We start from the raw sequence: 20,029 nt of genomic DNA, 5'->3' as shown, positions 1-20,029 counted from the left end.
ATGAGCACAATCAGCTACGACGCCAGCGGTGCCGCCCAAGAGGCCATCGCCCAGCACATTGACAGCTTGGTTGAGGACAAGATCGCAACCCGGATTTTCGCGAAGGACCACGCCCTGTGGGGTCCTGAGGCTGAGTCCGAGTCCGCGATCCGCCTCGGCTGGGTAGAAGCCGCCACCGTGTCCCAGCCTTTGGTTGAGGGCATTGTGGAACTTCGTGATGCCCTTCGCGCTGAAGGAGTTACCCGTATTGTCCTGTGTGGCATGGGCGGGTCCTCTTTGGCTCCCGAGGTCATCGCCGGTACTGCCGGCGTCGAGCTGACCGTGTTGGACAGCACTGACCCTGAACAGGTCAGTGCTGCTTTGGTTGACCGCTTGGCGGAGACGGCGATCGTCGTTTCCTCCAAGTCCGGCTCCACCGTTGAAACCGACTCCCAGCGACGCGTGTTCGAAAAGGCGTTCAACGACGCCGGCATCGACGCCAAGAGCCGGATCGTCATTGTTACGGATCCGGGTTCGCCGCTGGACAAGGCATCCCGTGAAGCCGGTTATCGTGCAGTGTTCAACGCCGATCCCAATGTGGGTGGCCGTTTCTCGGCACTCACGGCGTTCGGCTTGGTCCCGTCTGGCCTGGCCGGCGTGGACATCCAGGCGTTCTTGGACGAGGCAGAGGAAGCGGCCGAGATCCTCAACGAGGACTCCGTTGACAACATTGGCTTGGCGCTGGGTATTGCTTTGGGCGGCACCAGCCCGCTGCGCAATAAGATCGTCATCGCCGAGGACGGCTCGGGCATTGTCGGTTTCGCTGACTGGGCCGAACAGCTGATTGCGGAATCCACCGGCAAGCTGGGCACAGGTGTTCTGCCGGTCGTCGCGGGCCCGCATTCCCCGGAGGCCCTGGGCGGTGCCGGGGACGTCCTGGTGGTGCGTCTGGTTGGTGCCGATGATGACGTCGAGCTTCGTGAGAACGAGGTCGCCATCGCCGGTGGACTACCTTCGCAGATGTTCTTGTGGGAGTTCGCCACCGCGGTGGCAGGTCGTCTGCTGGGTATCAACCCGTTCGACCAGCCCGACGTCGAGGCCGCCAAGGTTGCTGCGCGCGGTCTGCTGGATGCCCGCCCCGAGCCCACACCGGCAGCATTCACCGATGGTGCTGTGGAAGTACGTGGCGGAGAATGGCTCGGTAATGCCTCGACGGCAAGTGAAGCCGTGCAGGCGCTACTTGGTCAGCTCGGCACGGATGGTTACTTGAGCGTTCAGGCCTACCTGGACCGTATTTCGCACGCACCCCTTGAAGGCATCCGCGATGAACTCGCAGCCGTGTCCGGGCGTCCGGTGACGTTCGGTTGGGGTCCCAGGTTCCTGCACTCCACCGGCCAGTTCCACAAGGGCGGACCCGCGATCGGAGTGTTCCTGCAGGTCACGGCAGCATCAGATACCGATCTGGAAATTCCCGAGCGGCCTTTCACGTTCGGCCAGCTCATTGCGGCGCAGGCCTCCGGCGATGCCCAGGTACTGGAAGGCCATGGCCGTCCGGTATTGCGCCTGCACCTCACCGATCGCGCGGCGGGCGTAGCCCAACTTCAGGAACTCGTCTCTGCTTTGGCTAACCAAGCCAGCGCACTCGAAAGCTAAGGCACAGAACCAAACATGCCAGAATCTAGGAACGGCACTGTCCGGAATCCTTTGCGGGATCCGCGGGACCGGCGCCTGAACCGCATTGCCGGGCCGTCGTCGTTGGTGTTCTTCGGAGTCACCGGTGACCTCGCCCGCAAGAAGCTCATGCCGGCGGTCTATGACCTCGCCAACCGCGGCCTGCTCCCGCCCAGCTTTGCACTGGTGGGTTTCGGTCGTCGTGAGTGGGACAACGCCGAGTTCGCCGCCGAGGTCAAGGAAAACGTCAAGGCTCACGCTCGGACGAAGTTCGATGAAGCGGTGTGGGAGCAATTGGCTTCCGGTATCCGCTTTGTTCAGGGCGAGTTCGACGACGACGACGCTTTCGAGCGTCTGGGTGACGTCCTCGATGAGCTGGACGAAACCCGCGGTACCCGCGGGAATCATGGATTCTACTTGTCGATCCCGCCCAAGGCCTTCGAGCAGGTTTGCCGGCAACTCTCCAAGCACGGCTTGGCACAGGCGAAGCCGGGTCAGTGGCGGCGTGTGGTGATCGAGAAGCCGTTCGGGCATGACCTGGAGTCCGCCCGCCAGTTGAACGACATCGTCGAATCGGTGTTCCCGGCTGATGCGGTGTTCCGGATTGATCACTATCTGGGCAAGGAGACGGTGCAGAACATCCTGGCGCTGCGCTTCGCGAACCAGCTGTTCGAACCGCTTTGGAACGCAAACTACGTGGACCATGTACAGATCACCATGGCCGAGGACATCGGCACCGGCGGCCGTGCAGGCTATTACGACGGCGTGGGCGCAGCCCGCGACGTGATTCAGAACCACCTGCTGCAGCTGCTGGCGTTGACCGCCATGGAGGAACCGATCTCGTTCAACGCCGATGATTTGCGGGCGGAGAAGGAAAAGGTCCTCGCGGCGGTGAAGCTGCCCGATGACCTGTCCACCCACTCGGCGCGTGGTCAGTTCACCGGCGGGTGGCAGGGCGGTGAGGAAGTCCTCGGGTATCTGGACGAGGACGGCATTCCCGCTGATTCGAAGACCGAGACGTTCGCTGCGATCCGTGTGGATATCAACACCCGCCGCTGGAACGGGGTTCCGTTCTATCTGCGTGCCGGCAAGCGCCTGGGCCGCCGTGTCACCGAAATCGCCGTGGTGTTCAAACGCGCGCCCAACCTGTTGTTCCGTGACCATGGTGAGGACGACTTCGGTCAGAACGCTGTGGTGATCCGTGTCCAGCCCGATGAGGGCGCCACGATCCGTTTCGGGTCCAAGGTTCCGGGCACGCAGATGGAAGTCCGTGATGTGACCATGGACTTCGGCTACGGTCACTCCTTCACGGAGTCCAGTCCCGAAGCCTACGAGCGGTTGATCCTGGATGTGCTCTTGGGCGAGCCGCCTCTTTTCCCGCGCCACCAGGAAGTGGAGCTGTCCTGGAAGATCCTTGACCCGTTCGAGGAATACTGGGCCGGGCTCGATGAACAACCGCAACCTTACGCACCCGGTAGTTGGGGGCCGGCTTCGGCTGATGCTCTGCTGGCCCGTGACGGACGAACCTGGAGAAGGCCATGATTGTAGATCTTCCCGATACCACTACTTCCAAGATCTCCAAGAAGATTATGTCGCTGCGCGAGCAAGGCGGTGTGATCGCTTTGGGCCGTGTGTTGACGTTGGTGGTGGTGACGAAGTCCGGGCAGGAAGAAGATGCCATCGAGGCAGCCAATGAAGCCAGCCGGGAACACCCCTGCCGGATCATTGTCCTGGCCGACGCAGGCGTGGAAGGACCGGACCGCCTCGACGCGCAAATCCGGGTGGGCGGGGACGCCGGCGCCTCCGAAGTGATCGTGCTGCGCGGGCACGGGCACATGGCCCACGAGAGCGAATCTTTGGTCGCGGCCCTGCTGCTCCCTGATGCACCGATTGTGGCCTGGTGGCCGCACGGCGCCCCGGAAAGCGCCTGTGAAACCTCCATCGGCAGGATCGCGCACCGCCGGATCACCGATTCGGCCAACGAACCTGACCCCCGTCTGGCGTTGGAGAATATTCGCGCCACGTACAAGGCCGGCGATACCGACCTCGCCTGGACCCGCCTGACCAACTGGCGCATGCAACTAGCCGCGGTCTTTGACCAGGTTGACAGCGACCCTGTCTCCGCCGTTGCCGTTGAAGGAGCTTCCGACTCCCCCAGCACCCTGCTGCTGGCCGCCTGGCTCAGCTTGGCACTGGAGGCGCCTGTCACGATTGTGGCAGACCCGGCCGGCACCGGCATCCGCCGGGTGCGGCTGACCCGTGCCAGCGGCGACGTTCAGCTCTTCCGCCCAGGCTTGTCCGTAGCAGAACTGACCCAACCCGGGCAGCCCGCCCAGCGCATCACCCTCCCCCGTAGAAGCCTCAAGGACTGCCTCGCCGAAGAACTCCGCCGGCTCGATCCTGACGAAGTCTTCGGAGAAGTGATTACGATGGGACTTCCACTTACCAGCCAGAGGAGAGTCCAGACCAGTGCACGCTGAGCCAAGAGTAAGCATCCACCCCGATTCAAAGGTGCTGATGGCCGCAATTGCGGCGCGTTTGATCACCAAGCTTGTGGATGTCCAGGACAAGCACGGCGAGGCTACGGTGGTCCTCACTGGCGGAACCGTTGGCATTGGAACTCTGAAGGCTGTGGCAGATTCTGCCGCGGCGCCCGCCGTCGACTGGTCAAGGGTTAACTTCTGGTGGGGTGACGAGCGTTTCGTCGCCGCGGACAGTGACGACAGGAATACCCGGCAGGCGCACCAAGCATTGTTGGGCCATTTGGCTGTAGATCCGGCCCGGGTTCACGAACCCGGTTCGGCCGACGCTTATGCCACGGCCCACGAAGCCGCAGCAGCATACGCTGAGGAGCTCATGGCAGCTGCCGAGGCTGAGCACGCAGCGGACACGTCCGATACCAGGCCTGAGCAGCCCGGTATTCTGCCGCGCTTTGACATCCTGCTCCTTGGAGTGGGCCCCGACGCGCACGTAGCATCGCTCTTTCCCGAGCAAGCCGGAATTCGGGAAAAGACCCGCACGGTGGTGGGCGTAGAGAACTCGCCTAAACCGCCGTCGTCCCGCATCTCATTGACGCTTCCGGCAATCAACACCGCCCAGGAAATCTGGATGGTTGTTGCCGGCGAAGACAAGGCGGGAGCCGTGGGCCTGGCCTTGGCAGGCGCCAACCCCGTTCAGGTTCCGGCAGCGGGACCTGTGGGGCGCGCAAGGACCCTGTGGCTTATCGACGAGAATGCGGCGTCACGAGTCCCCCAGCAACTGGTCCGGAAGGACCCCGCTGGCGCGTAACCGATCAAGCGCTCCAGCCAAGACCACTTCGGCGTCTTGGCTGGAGCGTCTTTCTTTAACGTAATCCAGGTGCGACTTGAAGATGTCATCCTCTGGGCGTGATGGGGCCGGATTGCCTGGATCCCGGGTTGCGGGGGCACCACACTTGGGGCAATCCCATGAGCTGGGTATTTGTTCGTCCGGGAGCTTAAGAAAAATCAGCCGTGTTTCGTGTCCCTTGGCGCACCAGTAAGGGACACGAATACGTGGCAGTTGTTTTCCTGGGCCGTGGTCGCTCTGATTTCGTGGAGTTGAACCCTGGGTTATACCTACGCGGGTGCCCCGATATCCGGGCGTGCCATGAACCATTTTCGAACCCCTCGCGACTCGGTGGTGGCCATCACGGCCAACAGGGTCAGTCTAATGCGAGGGGCTCGACGGCGGCAGTAGCGTTGGGTGCCAAGGGCAAAGAAAAAGGGAGGCTCCTGTCAAGGAGCCTCCCTTTCGCGGAATGATTAAGAGTCGCCACCCGAGGTAAATCGCATGATCAGGCCCAAGCCGATGATCACTGCTCCCCACGTGATGCCAAGAATGATGGTGAAGCGGTTCAGGTTGCGCTCGGCTACGCCGGATGAACTCAATCCGGAGCTCATGCCGCCACCGAACATGTCGGACAAACCGCCGCCACGTCCCTTGTGCAGGAGGATGAGTAGCGTCAGCAGAAGGCTGGTGATGCCCAGCAGGATCTGCAGAATGACTTGAAGAACGTCCACGACGGCCTTTCGAAGAAGCGGAAAACGGGAGCCGGACTAGTCTGTGACGAGGTGGCTCTCGAACCTGACAATGTTAGCAAACTCAGCGGGGTCCAGGCTGGCGCCACCCACAAGCAAACCGTCAACGTCACTTTCAGCCATGATGGCGGCAGCATTGTTGGCCTTGACAGAGCCACCGTACAGAAGGCGGGTCTTCGCAGCGACGGTCTCGTCGAAGAGCTCAGCAAGCTCGGCACGGATGGCTGCACACATCTCCTGTGCGTCTTCCGGGCCTGCGACTTCGCCGGTTCCGATGGCCCAGACGGGTTCGTAAGCCACAACGAGTTCAGCAGCTTGCTCAGCGGTGAGTCCTTCAACACCAGCGCGCAGCTGAGCCAGAGTGTGCTCCACGTGCGTCCCGGCTTGACGGATTTCAAGGCCCTCGCCGACGCAAAGTACCGGAGTGACCCCGTGACGGAATCCGGCCTTGACCTTGGCGTTCAGAACGTCATCGGACTCGTTGTGGATGGTGCGCCGTTCACTGTGGCCCACCAGGACGTAGGCACAGCCCAGCTTGCTGAGGAACTGGCCGGAAATATCACCCGTGTAGGCACCGGAGTCAAACTGGGAAAGGTCCTGGCCGCCGTAGGCAACTTCCAGCTCATCACCCTGAACCAGCGTCTGGACACCGCGGAGATCGGTGAACGGAGGAAAGACTGCCACCTCTGCACGACTGTAGTCGTGCTTGGCGTCGGACAGTGTCCAAGCCAGCTTCTGCAGCAAGGTGATGCCTTGGACATGGTCCATGTTCATCTTCCAGTTGCCGGCGATGAAGGGTTTGCGGACGAAGTTGCCATTGGCAGAGGTAGTCACATGAACTCCAAAGAATGCGTTGAGAAATGGAACGACCGGCAGGACGGGATGGCGCCCTGCCGGTCGATTGATGCTTAGCGGTCCAAGACGCTCAGGCCGGGAAGTTCCTTGCCTTCAAGGTATTCCAAGCTGGCGCCGCCACCGGTGGAAATGTGGCCGAACTGCGAATCCTTGAAACCGAGGGTCCGAACAGCTGCTGCGGAATCGCCACCGCCAACCACGGTGAACGCAACCGTGTCCGTCAAGGCCTGCGCAATGGCTCGTGTACCACTGGAAAAGGCTTCGAACTCGAAGACACCCATGGGGCCGTTCCAGAACACGGTCTTGGCCCCTTCAATCTGGGCTGCGAACGCGGTGGCCGATTCCGGGCCAATATCAAGGCCGATTCCGGAAGGGCCGAAACGGCTGTCTTCGATGGCGTCTGCCTTGACGACCTCATGCTCAGCATCGGCCGCGAAACGGCTTGCGACCACCACGTCTGTGGGGATCACGAACGACGTACCCGCATCCGATGCGCGCTTGAGGTAATCCTGGACGACAGGAATCTGGTCTAGCTCGAGGAGACTGCCCGCAACCTTGTGTCCGGCTGCTGCCAGGAAGGTAAAGAGCATGCCACCGCCCACCAGGATGGTGTCAGCCTTGCCCAGCAGGTTTTCAATGACTGCCAGCTTGTCCGAAACCTTGGAGCCGCCGAGAACAACTACGTAGGGACGCTGAGTATCCGTGGTGAGCTTCCGGAGAACCTCTACCTCGGTGTGCACAAGATCGCCCAAGTAGGACGGCAACCGGGTAGCGACATCGAAGACACTGGCGTGCTTGCGGTGGACAGCGCCGAAGGCGTCATCGACGAATGCGCCATTGGTTCCGGTGAGGGCAACCAGCTCGTCAGCGAAAGCGCCACGCGCGGCGTCGTCCTTGCTGGTTTCGCGGGCATCGAATCGAACGTTTTCCAAGACAAGAACTTCGCCGTCCTGCAGAGCGGCAGCGAGCTCCTTGGCGGAGGTCCCAACCGTGTCTTCGGCCAGCTGTACCTTAAAGTCCGCGAGCTCCGCCAGGCGGGCCGCAGCGGGCTTCAGTGAGTACTTGTCCTCGGGGGTTCCCTTGGGGCGGCCGAGGTGGGCGGTTACGAGCACACGGGCACCGGCGTCCGAGAGCTTCTTGAGGACCGGAAGGGAGGCCTTGATGCGGCCATCGTCGGTCACTGCAGAGCCGTCGAGCGGCACATTCAGGTCACTTCTGACCAGAATGTACCGCCCGCGGACACCTTCAGCGATGAGTTCGTTGAGGGTGTGAGATGTCATGTGTCTACCCTAGCCCAGCTTGGATGCGACGAGCTCCGTGAGGTCTACGAGGCGGTTGGAGTAACCCCACTCGTTGTCATACCAGGAAACAACCTTGACCTGGTTGCCGATGACCTTGGTAAGGCCGGAATCGAAGATGGACGAAGCGGGGTCTCCGACGATGTCCGAGGAGACGATCGGGGCGTCCGTGTAGGACAGGATGCCGGCCCACTGCTCGGACTCAGCTGCGGCCTTCACCGCGGCGTTGACTTCCTCAACAGTGACTTCGCGGGAAACCGTGACCGTGAGGTCCGTTGCCGAACCCGTGGGGACGGGAACGCGAATGGCGTAACCATCCAGCTTGCCCTTGAGCTCCGGCAGGACCAGGCCGATTGCCTTGGCAGCACCGGTGGACGTGGGAACCATGTTGATCGCAGCAGCGCGGGCGCGGCGAAGATCACCGTGCGGGCCGTCCTGAAGGTTCTGGTCTGCAGTGTAGGCGTGGACCGTGGTCATCAGGCCACGCTCGATGCCGAAGGCGTCGTTAACAACCTTGGCCAGCGGGCCGAGGCAGTTGGTGGTGCAGGACGCGTTGGAGATGATGTTGTGCGCTGCGGGGTCATACAGCTCATGGTTGACGCCCATGACGATGGTGATGTCTTCGTCGCTGGCGGGTGCCGAGATGAGGACCTTCTTGGCACCGGCATCAATGTGCTTCTGTGCGGCCGCGGCCTTGGTGAAGAAGCCGGTGGACTCGATGACGATGTCCACACCAAGCTCGCCCCAGGGGAGGTTGGCGGGATCGCGCTCAGCAAGGACCTTGATGGACTTGCCGTCCACTACCAGGTTTCCATCGACAACTTCCACGGTCTGGGCGAGGCGACCACCAACGGAGTCGTACTTCAGGAGGTGGGCGAGAGTTTCGGGGCTGGTGAGGTCGTTGACTGCCACGATCTCAAGGTCTGCGCCCTGGGCCAGTGCTGCGCGGAAGTAGTTACGGCCGATGCGGCCGAAGCCGTTGATACCAATACGGGTGGTCACTATGTGTCAATCTCCTTGGTGCTCTTGCAAGCACGCCTAGTGAGTCGGATCAAATATTTCCAACTAACAGACCCCGCACGCCGTTGGGCAGAGGTGATTATCAGATCGGAGGGCGACCAGCCACGTTGCTGAAGGCTAACCGCCTTCCGTGATCCATCTTACGTTTAACTAAGCCTGCCCCCGCAACTGCGGAGGCAGGCTTTCCAGCATTTGGCCCAAATTCACGCTAAAGGTGACTTTTATTACATCGACGTGAACTTGGACTCACCAACTAGAGGACGATGAGGCCCGTAGCGTTGGCGCGGGCAGCTTCGAAGCGCTTGGCCACATCTGCCCAGTTGACGATGTTCCAGAAGGCCTTCACGTAGTCAGCCTTGACGTTGACGTAGTCCAGGTAGAAAGCGTGCTCCCACATATCCAGCATCAGCAGCGGGGTGGTGCCCACTGCAACGTTGCCCTGCTGATCGTAGAGCTGCTCGATGAGCAGGTTTCCACCGATGGGCTCGTAGGCCAGGAAAGCCCAGCCGGAACCCTGCAGGGCCAGTGCAGCAGCGCTGAACTGTGCACGGAAAGCATCGAAGGAGCCGAAGGCGTCGTCGATGGCAGCAGCCAGTTCGCCTTCGGGCTTGTCGCCGCCGTCCGGGGAGATGTTGTTCCAGAACACAGAGTGGTTGATGTGTCCGCCAGTGTGGAACGCGAGGTCCTTGGAGAGGCGGTTGATGTTGGCGAAATCATTCTTTTCGCGCGCATCAGCCAGCTGGGAGAGGGCGTTGTTGGCGCCTGCAACGTATGCCGCATGGTGCTTGCTGTGGTGCAGCTCCATGATCTTCGCTGAAATGTGCGGCTCAAGTGCTGCGTAGTCGTAGCCGAGCTCGGGCAGAACGTACTCTGTCACGAAATCCTCCAATGTAATGGACTCACGTCCGGGTTGGTAACTCTCGTTATTTCATCCGGCCAGCAGGCCGACCGGAAATCCTGGGCGAAGAACACTGCTCTTGCCTCCACCGGGAACAACCCGCGGTGGCCTCGCAGTATTTCCTCCGCACTTTTTCGATTCTAGGGGTGCGCCCTACTCGTCCATCATTTCGGGAGTCACATTTGCCTCAGTCCCGGGAATACCCAAATCCAAAGCACGTTTGTCCGCCATGGCCAGAAGGCGTCGGATACGCCCCGCTATGGCGTCCTTGGTCATGGGCGGATCGGCCAGGCGGCCCAGTTCATCCAAGCTTGCCTGCTTATGAGCGACGCGCAGTTCCCCTGCGTATTTGAGGTGGTCCGGGACGTCATCTCCCAGGATTTCCAAGGCACGGTCCACCCGGGCGCCCGCTGCCACGGCGGCCTGCGCCGAGCGACGAAGGTTGGCGTCATCAAAGTTGGCAAGCCTGTTGGCTGTAGCCCGGACTTCCTTTCGCATACGCCGTTCTTCCCAGACCATCAGGGCGTCATGGGCGCCCATGCGGGTCAGGAGGGCAGCGATGGTGTCGCCGTCGCGAATGACTACACGGTCAACGCCGCGTACTTCACGCGCCTTGGCCTGAATCCCGAGGCGTCGGGCTGCGCCGACCAGTGCCAGCGCGGATTCAGGTCCGGGACACGTCACCTCAAGGGACGAGGACCGCCCCGGTTCCGTCAGTGAACCATGGGCAAGGAAAGCACCCCGCCAAACGGCCTCGGCGTCGGCCGCGGAGCCGTTCACCACCGCCGACGGCAGGCCCCGGACAGGGCGTCCACGGCCATCCAGCAAACCCGTTTGCCGCGCAAGCGCTTCACCGTCACGGACAACGCGGACGACGTAGCGGCTCCCCCGACGCAAACCCCCACCGGATACAACGATTATTTCGCTCTGATGTCCATAAACTTCCGCGATCGCTGCCCGGAGACGGCGTGCGGTGGAAGCGAGGTCCACTTCAGCCTCGATGACGATCCGTCCGGAAATAATGTGCAAGCCGCCCGCAAAACGCAGCATTGCTGAAACTTCCGCCTTACGGACCGACGATTTCTTGATGTCCAGCCGGGACAGTTCGTCCTTGACCGACGCAGTAAGTGCCATCGCGTGTTCCTAACTGTTCCCGAAAATATCGTGGTACGCCGCTGCCAACAGCAGTGGATCATGGACGGGGCGGCGCCTCGACGCCCCTACTCTACCCAACACCACTTCGGCGCCGATCATCGCAGCCGCCTTCTCAAAGGCCTTAAGATCCTGCACGGCTGCAGGATCGGCCAGGACTACGTCCACGGTGAACTCAGGCGCATACCGGCGCAGGACATCCAAGTGATCCGCTGCCGTCATACCGGAGGTTTCCTTGGTTTCGACGTCCAAGTTCATGGTGAGGCAGCGTTTGGCGGCGGTGTCGCCCAAGGCGCGCCGAAGCTCAGGCAGCAGCAAATGCGGCAAAACCGACGTGTACCAGGACCCAGGGCCGAGGATGACCCAATCAGCAAGCTCAATCGCTGTAAGGGCCTCGGTGCAGGCCGGAGCTGCCTCGGGCAGCAGCCTGACTTCCTCCAGCTTTCCTGCCACAGCGCATTTTGCCTGTCCCCGAACCGTCTGCAGTTCCTGGCCGCCATCCGGCAACGCCACGTGGGCCTTGCCCTCAATGGTGAGGGGAACGCTGGACATGGGAAGTACCTGCCCACGGGCGCCCAGCAGCGCTCCCGCCCACTTCAGGCCGGCCACAGTGTCGCCCAACAGCTCCCACAACGTGACGATGAGCAGGTTGCCCATAGCGTGGTTATCCAGCGAACCTCCCTTGGCTGAGCCGGCCTCGAAGCGGTGTTGCATGACGTCCCGCCATGTCCGGCCCCAGTCCGTGTCGTCACAAAGTGCGCTCAACGCCATCCGCAGGTCTCCGGGCGGGAGGACGCCGTACTCATCACGCAGACGCCCGGAACTGCCGCCGTCGTCCGCTACTGTGACAATTGCCGTCAGCTCGGAGGTGAGCAGCCGCAGGGCAGACAACGAAGCCGCCAGTCCGTGACCGCCACCCAGGGCAACCACCGAGGGGCTCTTCTTCTGCTGGCTGCCGGGAACGCCCTTGGGCGGGATGAGCGGCAGGGGTCCCGTCAGAACCCCCACTATTCGCGTCCCAGGTCGCGGTGGGTGGTGGTGACGGTGACGCGGGGGTACTGCGCCAGACGCTTGGAAAGTTCCATGGCGACCGCCACCGAACGGTGCTTGCCACCTGTACAGCCGACAGCCAGCGTGGCGTAATGCTTGTTCTCTTGGCGGTAGCCGTCCAGGACGGGCTCCAAAGCCCGCACGTACCGGTCCACGAACTCCTGAACACCTTCCGCGCCCAGGACATAGTCGCTGACGTCCTCATCCAGTCCGGTATGGGGCCGAAGTTGGGGAACCCAGTGCGGGTTGGGAATGAAGCGGGCGTCGGCCACGAAGTTCGCATCCACAGGCAGCCCGTACTTGAAACCAAAGCTCATGACATTCAGGCGAAGTGTCACTGGTCCGGTATCGCTGAATAGTTCCGTGATGGCAGTGGCCAAGCCATGGACATTGAAGTCGGAAGTGTCCAGAACGACGTCGGCGTGTTCGCGCAGTTCGCGCAGGACCTCACGCTCGATCCCGATGCCGTCCAGGATCCTCCCGCCGCCCTGCAACGGATGCGGGCGACGCCCCTGCTCGAAACGGCGGACCAGGACGTCGTCATTGGCGTCCAGGAACAGTACGCGGAAAGTGATACCGCTCGCGCTCAGCGCCCCCAGGGCAGTCTGGATGTCTGTGAAGAGGTCCTTGCTGCGAACGTCCACCACCACGGCCAGCTTGGGAATCGACTTGGGTGCATGTGACACAATTTCGGCCAATGTACCCAGCATCTGCGGAGGAAGATTGTCCACGACGTACCAGCCGTGATCCTCCAGGGCGTCCGAGGCCGTGCTGCGTCCGGCACCCGACATGCCGGTCACCACCAGCAGCTCCGCCTCTGGTGGCTTGACGGGGGTCAGGCCGTCCTGCTCCGTGCCGGACCCTGCCGTAGCCTCATCCATCAGTTGTCCCCGTTTCGTAGGAAGTGGTCATTGGAAAAAAGTTAGTGGTGGCTGCCTGGGTCGCCGTGGTGCAAGCAGCCCTTTTGGAGGCGTCCGGCAGCGCAATTGCGCCGACCGGCCAAGTTCTTACCCTAGCTAAGATTCAAGGATCTCGCCGGTGGTCATGTTCACCGCCGGTGCCGTTTCACCCGTGTCCGCTGTAGCACCAAGGTGTTGGACCACTGCGGCCGCCAGCGCCGGCCCGATGCCCTTGGCCGACGTAAGCTCCTCCGCTGACGCGGCTTTAATCTTCTTGAGCGAGCCAAAGTGTGCCACCAGGGCTTTGCGTTTCGCCTCACCCAGGCCGGGAACGCCGTCGAGGACGGAAACGGTCATCGCCTTCCCGCGCTTCTGTCGGTGGAAGGTGATGGCGAACCGGTGGGCTTCGTCGCGGATCCGCTGCAGCAGGTACAAACCCTGCGACGTACGGGGTAGGATCACGGGGAAATCACTGTCAGGCAGCCAGACTTCCTCAAGCCGCTTGGCCAGACCCACCACGTAAACGTCATCAATGCCCAACTCTGCCAAGGCACGGGCTGCCGCGTTGACCTGCGGCTGCCCGCCGTCCACCACCACGAGGTTGGGCGGGTAGGCGAACTTGGCTTTCGGGGCCGGAACATCAGGGTCCGACGTCGGCAGGTCAGCGCTGCTTTTGGCACCACTACGCGTCGGGTTGATGATCTCGCCGGAAACGATGGGGACCTGGGCAGCTTTGTCCGTCAGGTAGTGCCTGAACCTACGGGTAAGGACGTCGTGCATGGCCGCGGTATCGTCGGACGCTGCAGCGCCCGTAATAGAGAATTTCCGGTAGTCCGACTTCTTGGGCAACCCGTCTTCCACTACCACCATGGAAGCCACCACGTTTGTCCCCTGCACGTGGGAAATATCGAAGCACTCGATCCTCAGCAGGGGAACCGGGATCTCCAAAGCCTCCTGCAGTTCCTGGAGGGCAAGGGACCGGACGGTGATGTCACCTGCGCGCCGCGTCTTGTGCAGCTTCAAGGCTTGCTCTGCGTTATCGCGCACAGTAGACATCAAGGCAGCTTTGTCACCGCGCTGCGGGACCCGGATGTCCACCCTGGCTCCGCGCAGGCCTCCCAACCACTCGGCCAGTTCGGCATGGTTGCTGGGGTTCTCCGGAACCAGGACTTCCCTTGGGATACGGCCTTGGACCTCGCTGTCTTCCCCATAAACCTGCTGCAGCAAATGCTCGATGAGTTCCGGCGTCGTGGCGTCCTCAACCTTTTCCACCACCCAGCCGCGTTGCCCACGGACCCTGCCTCCGCGAACGTGGAACACCTGTACGGAAGCTTCGAGTTCATCCTCGTGGAGGGCAAAGACATCCGCGTCGGTGTCCTCTGCAAGGACCACTGCGTTGCGCTCAAAGACCTTGCGGAGCGCGATGATGTCATCGCGGAGCCCGGCCGCGCGCTCGTAATCCAGTTCGGCTACGGCGGCAGACATGTCCTTTTCCAGCCGGCCAATGAAGCGTTTGGCTTCGCCGCCCATAAAGGAGCAGAAGTCCTCTGCAAGCCCACGGTGCTCGTCCGGTGTCACGCGTCCAACGCAAGGTGCAGAGCATTTGTCGATGTAACCCAGGAGGCACGGCCGTCCGCTGGACTCAGCGCGTTTGAAGACTCCTGCGCTGCAACTCCGCACAGGAAAGACCCGCAGAAGTGTGTCCATGGTTTCCCGGATGGCACCCGCTGTATAGGGCCCGAAGTACCGGGTGCCCTTCCTTCGTTCACCGCGCATGACCTGCACCCTGGGGTACTTCTCCCCCATGGTGACCGCGAGGTAGGGGTAAGTTTTGTCATCCCGGAACACCACGTTGAACCGTGGCTTGAATTCCTTGATCCACGTGTATTCCAGCTGCAACGATTCCAGCTCGCTACCCACCACCGTCCATTCAACGCTGCTGGCCGCGTGGACCATTGCATGGGTCTTGGGAAGAAGGCCTGCAGGGTTGGCGAAGTACGAATTCAGCCTTGAACGGAGATTCTTCGCCTTGCCCACATAGATGACCCGACCATGGGGGTCACGGAAACGATAGACGCCTGGGGTGGTGGGAATTTCACCCGTTTGGGGCCGGTAACTTGCTGGATCTGCCACGTTTCCAGTCTAGTGAACCGGAACGACACTCATTGCCACGGTATCCATGGCCGATGTTCCATACCATCCCGGAGCTTAGTCGCCTCCGTCCGGCGATTAGTCGACGGACTTGCTCTGGTTGTAGCTTGTGGACCGTTCCTGCCCGCTGAGCACTGCGATGGCATCCATGATTTTGTCAGTGACTTCGCGCCGGGCCGGCAGTGAATGGTCCGGGCCTGTCTTATCGAAGTAGAGGGGCTCGCCCACCTTCATGGTGAAGTGCTGGGGGCGGACGGCGTTCTTGTCCGCGGGCTGCAGCTTCTCCGTGCCGATCAGGCCCACCGGGATCACCGGAGCGCCGGTGGTGAGGGCAAGCCAGCCCACTCCCGTTCTGCCACGGTAGAGAATGCCGTCCCGGGACCTGGTGCCTTCAGGATAAATACCAATGCCTTTTCCGGCTTCCAGGATGTCCAGCAGCGTTTTGAGTGCCTGCACGCTGGCTGCCTGTTCGCCGCGCTCAACCGGAATGGAACCCACAGCTTCGAAGAACGACTTCATCACGGCACCTTTGACGCCCTTGGTTGTGAAGTATTCTGCCTTGGCGAAAAAAGCAACCGGGCGCGGCATCAGTGCCTGGACGATGACGCTGTCCAGGAAGGAAAGATGGTTGGGCGCTACAATGAACGGCCCATCCTTGGGAACGTTCTCCAGCCCAATGACCGTAGGCCGGCAGGTGGAGGAAATCAGGCCACGGGTTGTCCATCGGATCGCATCAAAGACTGCCATCGTTTTGTACCTCGCTCAGGGCTGCCGTACGGACAGCGTCAAGTTCTTCAATTTTGGTGCGCAGCTCAAGGGCGGTGGCCACAAGGGCTACTGCTCCGGCTTCCTCAAGTTCGCCTTCCGGGGCGAATCCCCAACTCACCCCGATGCAGTCCAAGCCATTGGCCAGGGCGCCAACGACATCCTGGTGCCGGTCACCCACCATGACGGCGGGCTGCGAGTGAAGGTCCTTCAATGCCGCGCCAACGATCTCGACCTTGCCGGGCGCCGTATTGGCCCCCAGGGATTCGTCATCTGCTGCCCCGCGTATGGAGACAAAGAAGTCAACAATTTTGTGGTGCTCCAGCACGAGCCGTGCAATCGACTGTGGCTTCTGCGTGGCGACCGCTACGGGCCTGCCGGTCTCCGCGAAGAATTCCAGGAGATCAAAGATTCCCGGGTACAACTTGCTCTGACCAATACCGGTTTCCCTGTAATGGCTCCGGTATCGCTCAATGGTTTCATCCACCAATTCGCTGGGGACATTCGCCAAATGCAGGAGGGAATCGCTGAGTTTGGGACCCACCATGGAATTCAACACGGCTTGTTCCGGAACCGGGAGGTTCATTTCCCGGAGGGCCGCAGAAATGCCTCCTGTGATACCGCCGGCAGGATCGACAAGGGTGCCGTCCAGATCGAATATTACGGGCACCGTTGTTTGAGTCACCGGGTTAGTTTCTCACGAGTAGCGGCATGCCTGAAACTCGCATGCCGCTACCGGAATACTTCCAAGGTCTCGGAGATATTCCTTGGACGGCCCCGTGCGGCCGACCGCGGGTACTATCCGAGAATCTCAGCCAGGAAGGTCGCTGTATGGCTGTCCGTGGACTTGGCCACCTGTTCCGGCGTTCCAGTGGCCACGATCTTTCCGCCGCCGGAACCACCATTGGGGCCGAGGTCCACAATCCAGTCGGCGGACTTGATGACGTCGAGGTTGTGTTCAATGGTGATAACGGTGTTGCCCTTATCCACCAAGCCCTGAAGGACCATGAGCAGCTTGCGGATGTCCTCAAAGTGCAGGCCCGTGGTGGGCTCATCAAGGACGTAGATACTGCGCCCGTTGGAACGCTTCTGGAGCTCGGCTGCCAGTTTCACCCGCTGGGCTTCGCCGCCCGACAATGTGGTTGCGGGTTGGCCCAACCTGACGTATCCAAGGCCCACGTCCACCAGGGTGTTCAAATGCCGTGCGATGGGGGTGAAGGCGGCGAAGAACTCGGCACCTTCCTCGATGGGCATGTTGAGGACGTCTGCGATGGTCTTGCCCTTGTAGTGAACTTCAAGGGTTTCCCGGTTATATCTGGCGCCGTGACACACTTCGCAGGGAACGTAGACGTCCGGCAGGAAGTTCATCTCGATCTTCAAAGTACCGTCACCTGAACAGGCCTCGCAGCGGCCGCCCTTGACGTTGAAAGAGAAGCGTCCCGGCTGGTAGCCGCGTACCTTGGCTTCGGTGGTCTCGGCAAAGAGTTTCCGGATGTTGTCGAAGACGCCGGTGTACGTGGCCGGGTTGGACCGGGGTGTACGGCCGATGGGGCTTTGATCAACGTGGACCACTTTGTCCAGGTGCTCAAGTCCAGCCACCGTGCGGTGACGTCCTGCAACCTGCTTGGCTCCGTTGAGCTTGTTGGCGAGGACTTTATACAGGATTTCGTTGACCAACGTGGACTTGCCGGAACCACTGACACCGGTGACCGCTGTGAAAAGTCCCAGGGGGAATGTGGCATCAACATTGTTGAGGTTGTTCTCCCTGGCACCTACAACTTTGAGCTCACGCTTTTTGTCGTACTTACGGCGCTTGGCGGGGACATCGATTTTCCGACGTCCGGATAGGTAGTCACCCGTCAGCGAGTCCGTGTTTTCCAGAAGCGCCTTGTAGGTACCGGAGTGCACCACCTGGCCGCCGTGTTCGCCGGCACCGGGTCCGATGTCCACAACCCAGTCGGCTTCCTGGATGGTGTCTTCGTCGTGTTCCACCACGATCAGGGTGTTGCCGAGGTCCCGGAGGCGGGTGAGAGTCTCAATGAGCCGCCGGTTGTCGCGCTGGTGCAAGCCAATGGATGGCTCATCCAAAACGTAAAGGACACCCACCAGGCCGGAACCTATTTGGGTGGCCAAACGGATGCGCTGAGCCTCGCCGCCTGACAAGGTCCCTGAGGGGCGCTCCAGGTTCAGGTACTCCAAGCCCACGTCCAAGAGGAAGGTCAAGCGGGCTTGGATCTCCTTCAAGACCTGGTTGGCAATCTGGGCCTCCCTGTTGGTCAGAGTAAGGGTGCCAAGGAACTCCGCGCACTCACGCATGGGCAGCGCTGCAACTTCGGCGATGGACTTCCCGTTGATGAGCACGGACAGCGAGGCAGGGTTAAGGCGGGCACCGTTGCACTCGGGGCACGGAATCTGACGCATGTACTCTTCGTACCGATCGCGGGCCCAGTCCGAGTCTGTTTCGCCGTGTTTGCGGTGAACATACTGAATGGCACCCTCAAAGCCGGTGCTGTACTTACGCTCACGGCCAAAGCGGTTCTTGTACTGGACAACAACCTTATGGTCCTTGCCATGCAGGACCGTATTCCGGACCTCCTTGGGCAGTTTCTCCCATGAGGTCTTCATGGAGAAGCCGAGTTCGTGAGACAAGCCCTCCAGGAGTCGGTTCCAGTATTCCGTAGTGGCTGTGCCGAGGGCCCAAGGAGCAATGGCACCCTCACCCAGCGAGAGTTCCGGATTGGGAACAATCAGTTCTTCATCAACTTCCAGCCGGGTGCCGATGCCACTGCAGGCAGAGCAGGCGCCAAAGGGGTTGTTGAAGGAGAACGATCGGGGCTCGATTTCGTCGATGGCCAGCGGGTGCTCGTTGGGACACGCCAGGTTCTCTGAGAAGGCGCGGATACGTTCGGGATCCTCAGCGTCGAGGTCAACAAACTCCACCAGCACGCGGCCCTCGGCAAGGCCCAGGGCTGTCTCCACGGAATCAGTAAGGCGTTGGCTGATCTCTTCCTTGACCACCAGGCGGTCCACCACAACCTCAATGGTGTGCTTGAACTGTTTGCCGAGCTTGGGAGGATCGCTTAGCTGAACCAGCTCGCCGTCTACACGGGCGCGGGAATAACCTTTGGCCGTCAGTTCCTTGAAGAGATCGACAAATTCACCCTTGCGGCCTCGGACGACGGGCGCGAGGACCTGGAATCGAGTGCCCGGATCCAGCTCCAGGAGCTGATCCACAATCTGTTGCGGCGTCTGCCGGGCGATGGGCTCGCCACAAACTGGACAGTGCGGACGGCCCACGCGCGCCCACAGCAAACGCATGTAGTCGTAAATTTCGGTGATAGTGCCCACCGTGGAACGCGGATTCTTGCTGGTGGACTTCTGGTCAATGGACACAGCAGGAGACAAACCCTCGATGAAATCGACATCAGGCTTGTCTACCTGGCCAAGGAACTGGCGCGCGTACGCTGACAATGATTCCACGTAGCGGCGCTGGCCCTCGGCGAAGATGGTGTCGAAAGCCAGGGATGACTTGCCGGAACCCGAGAGTCCTGTGAACACGATCATGGCGTTACGCGGGAGATCGAGATCCACGTTGCGCAAATTGTGTTCCCGGGCACCCTTGACCACCAAGCGGGAAAGATCGGGCTTGACGGGTTTGGTATCGGAAAGGGCGGAGACGCCGTTCAGGGCGTCCATGGCGGTATCTTCAGCTAAGGCTTTGGGCACCTACCAATGCTAATCGAAAACTTCTTCGAATTTCCATGTCGTGCCTCACACGCTACTGATCGGTATCAGTCGGCGTCGTAGGCAGCAGCAAGAAGCTGCACTGCCTCGGCGAATGAAGCTCCTTGGGCCTTCGAAGCAGCGGCGTATTCAGCGGCGACACCAGCGAGTGCTCCCCATCGGTCATCCCGTGCGCAGATTACGGTGCCGTTGCGCCCCCGTGTTGCCACGACGCCCGCCGCTTCCAATTCCTTGTAGGCACGGGCCACGGTGTGGGGTGCGACGTCCAGCATCCCGGCCAAATTGCGAACAGGAGGAAGCTTTGCCCCGACGGCAAGGGCTCCGGCATCCACGAGTTCAATGATCCGCAATCTCAACTGTTCGAAGAGCGCAACAGCACTGCCGGTGTTGGGGCGCCAGTTGCCCGGAAATTCTCCTGAGGGAGTCACCGGGAACTCCGGTCCGGTGCCGGGTCCACCCGCGGCGTGTGTTGTTCGAAGCATCCTTGGT

General features: G+C 61.3%; 18 protein-coding genes. 4 read left to right on the top strand and 14 right to left on the bottom strand.

The features are described 5' to 3' along the window. The 4 genes from J7I86_RS15555 to pgl are packed head-to-tail and all read left to right on the top strand — an operon-like array spanning nt 1 to nt 4,938. Nucleotides 1–1,632, top strand: coding sequence for a glucose-6-phosphate isomerase (locus tag J7I86_RS15555; protein WP_214821239.1), 1,632 nt, complete (start codon nt 1–3; stop codon nt 1,630–1,632). Nucleotides 1,633–1,647: 15 nt separating this feature from the next. Further along, the gene (gene zwf / locus J7I86_RS15550) at nt 1,648–3,192 is read left to right on the top strand and encodes a glucose-6-phosphate dehydrogenase (RefSeq protein WP_214821238.1); all 1,545 of its coding nucleotides are present in this window, start codon (nt 1,648–1,650) and stop codon (nt 3,190–3,192) included. Further along, nucleotides 3,189–4,130: a glucose-6-phosphate dehydrogenase assembly protein OpcA gene (locus J7I86_RS15545; RefSeq protein ID WP_214821237.1), complete on the top strand. Its 942-nt coding sequence runs from the start codon at nt 3,189–3,191 to the stop codon at nt 4,128–4,130. Before zwf ends, J7I86_RS15545 begins: the two co-directional genes overlap by 4 nt. Next, nucleotides 4,120–4,938 (top strand): 6-phosphogluconolactonase, encoded by an 819-nt coding sequence (gene pgl / locus J7I86_RS15540; RefSeq protein WP_214821236.1) that lies wholly within the window; start codon nt 4,120–4,122, stop codon nt 4,936–4,938. The genes J7I86_RS15545 and pgl overlap by 11 nt, the downstream gene beginning before the upstream one ends. On the opposite strand, the gene J7I86_RS15535 is transcribed toward pgl, so the two are convergent. The 14 genes from J7I86_RS15535 to J7I86_RS15470 form a co-directional block, all read right to left on the bottom strand. Beyond that, nucleotides 4,891–5,286, bottom strand: a complete 396-nt coding sequence (locus tag J7I86_RS15535; protein WP_214821235.1) for an RNA polymerase-binding protein RbpA — start codon at nt 5,284–5,286, stop codon at nt 4,891–4,893. The two genes, pgl and J7I86_RS15535, sit on opposite strands and share 48 nt — an antisense overlap. A gap of 146 nt (nt 5,287–5,432) precedes the next feature. Next, nucleotides 5,433–5,690, bottom strand: coding sequence for a preprotein translocase subunit SecG (secG, locus tag J7I86_RS15530; protein WP_024821019.1), 258 nt, complete (start codon nt 5,688–5,690; stop codon nt 5,433–5,435). Between the two features lie 36 nt (nt 5,691–5,726). After that, complete coding sequence (tpiA, locus tag J7I86_RS15525) at nt 5,727–6,542, bottom strand: triose-phosphate isomerase (RefSeq protein ID WP_214821233.1); 816 nt, start codon at nt 6,540–6,542, stop codon at nt 5,727–5,729. A gap of 74 nt (nt 6,543–6,616) precedes the next feature. Beyond that, on the bottom strand, nt 6,617–7,843 hold the full coding sequence (locus tag J7I86_RS15520) for a phosphoglycerate kinase (RefSeq protein WP_214821231.1): 1,227 nt from the start codon (nt 7,841–7,843) through the stop codon (nt 6,617–6,619). A gap of 9 nt (nt 7,844–7,852) precedes the next feature. After that, nucleotides 7,853–8,863 carry a type I glyceraldehyde-3-phosphate dehydrogenase gene (gap, locus tag J7I86_RS15515; protein ID WP_024821016.1) on the bottom strand — a complete coding sequence of 337 codons (1,011 nt, stop codon included), beginning with the start codon at nt 8,861–8,863 and terminating at the stop codon, nt 7,853–7,855. A 271-nt stretch (nt 8,864–9,134) separates the two neighbouring features. Beyond that, complete coding sequence (locus tag J7I86_RS15510; protein ID WP_214821229.1) at nt 9,135–9,758, bottom strand: superoxide dismutase; 624 nt, start codon at nt 9,756–9,758, stop codon at nt 9,135–9,137. A gap of 174 nt (nt 9,759–9,932) precedes the next feature. Continuing rightward, nucleotides 9,933–10,913 (bottom strand): DNA-binding protein WhiA, encoded by a 981-nt coding sequence (gene whiA, locus J7I86_RS15505; RefSeq protein ID WP_017198459.1) that lies wholly within the window; start codon nt 10,911–10,913, stop codon nt 9,933–9,935. 9 nt (nt 10,914–10,922) lie between these two features. Further along, on the bottom strand, nt 10,923–11,939 hold the full coding sequence (gene yvcK / locus J7I86_RS15500; protein WP_214821227.1) for a uridine diphosphate-N-acetylglucosamine-binding protein YvcK: 1,017 nt from the start codon (nt 11,937–11,939) through the stop codon (nt 10,923–10,925). Then, nucleotides 11,939–12,862 (bottom strand): RNase adapter RapZ, encoded by a 924-nt coding sequence (gene rapZ, locus J7I86_RS15495; RefSeq protein WP_214821225.1) that lies wholly within the window; start codon nt 12,860–12,862, stop codon nt 11,939–11,941. Before rapZ ends, yvcK begins: the two co-directional genes overlap by 1 nt. Before the next feature lie 135 nt (nt 12,863–12,997). Further along, the gene (gene uvrC, locus J7I86_RS15490; protein WP_214821223.1) at nt 12,998–15,013 is read right to left on the bottom strand and encodes an excinuclease ABC subunit UvrC; all 2,016 of its coding nucleotides are present in this window, start codon (nt 15,011–15,013) and stop codon (nt 12,998–13,000) included. A 96-nt stretch (nt 15,014–15,109) separates the two neighbouring features. Further along, entirely contained in the window at nt 15,110–15,778 is a 669-nt protein-coding gene (locus J7I86_RS15485) for a 1-acyl-sn-glycerol-3-phosphate acyltransferase (protein WP_214821221.1), read from the bottom strand. Next, nucleotides 15,765–16,481, bottom strand: coding sequence for an HAD hydrolase-like protein (locus J7I86_RS15480; protein WP_214821219.1), 717 nt, complete (start codon nt 16,479–16,481; stop codon nt 15,765–15,767). The genes J7I86_RS15485 and J7I86_RS15480 overlap by 14 nt, the downstream gene beginning before the upstream one ends. 113 nt (nt 16,482–16,594) lie before the next feature. Beyond that, nucleotides 16,595–19,522, bottom strand: coding sequence for an excinuclease ABC subunit UvrA (uvrA, locus tag J7I86_RS15475; RefSeq protein WP_214821217.1), 2,928 nt, complete (start codon nt 19,520–19,522; stop codon nt 16,595–16,597). 65 nt (nt 19,523–19,587) lie between these two features. Then, a complete protein-coding gene (locus J7I86_RS15470; protein ID WP_214821411.1) occupies nt 19,588–19,968 on the bottom strand; it encodes a GntR family transcriptional regulator in 381 nt (126 codons plus the stop codon). Nucleotides 19,969–20,029 lie beyond the last annotated feature (61 nt).

This window comes from Arthrobacter sp. ISL-95 (assembly GCF_018613695.1).
In the GTDB taxonomy this organism is placed as follows: Bacteria; Actinomycetota; Actinomycetes; order Actinomycetales; family Micrococcaceae; genus Arthrobacter.
The sequence above is the reverse complement of the archived record's forward strand: the minus strand, read 5'-3'. Positions and strand labels throughout refer to the sequence as shown.

What these genes read in the sequence shown, in the direction of transcription:
- zwf (WP_214821238.1), top strand. Translation starts at nt 1,648, where the DNA reads ATGCCAGAATCTAGGAACGGCACTGTCCGGAATCCTTTGCGGGATCCG.
- whiA (WP_017198459.1), bottom strand. Translation starts at nt 10,913, where the DNA reads ATGGCACTTACTGCGTCGGTCAAGGACGAACTGTCCCGGCTGGACATC.
- J7I86_RS15545 (WP_214821237.1), top strand. Translation starts at nt 3,189, where the DNA reads ATGATTGTAGATCTTCCCGATACCACTACTTCCAAGATCTCCAAGAAG.
- J7I86_RS15520 (WP_214821231.1), bottom strand. Translation starts at nt 7,843, where the DNA reads ATGACATCTCACACCCTCAACGAACTCATCGCTGAAGGTGTCCGCGGG.
- J7I86_RS15555 (WP_214821239.1), top strand. Translation starts at nt 1, where the DNA reads ATGAGCACAATCAGCTACGACGCCAGCGGTGCCGCCCAAGAGGCCATC.
- J7I86_RS15535 (WP_214821235.1), bottom strand. Translation starts at nt 5,286, where the DNA reads ATGGTTCATGGCACGCCCGGATATCGGGGCACCCGCGTAGGTATAACC.
- J7I86_RS15485 (WP_214821221.1), bottom strand. Translation starts at nt 15,778, where the DNA reads ATGGCAGTCTTTGATGCGATCCGATGGACAACCCGTGGCCTGATTTCC.
- rapZ (WP_214821225.1), bottom strand. Translation starts at nt 12,862, where the DNA reads ATGGATGAGGCTACGGCAGGGTCCGGCACGGAGCAGGACGGCCTGACC.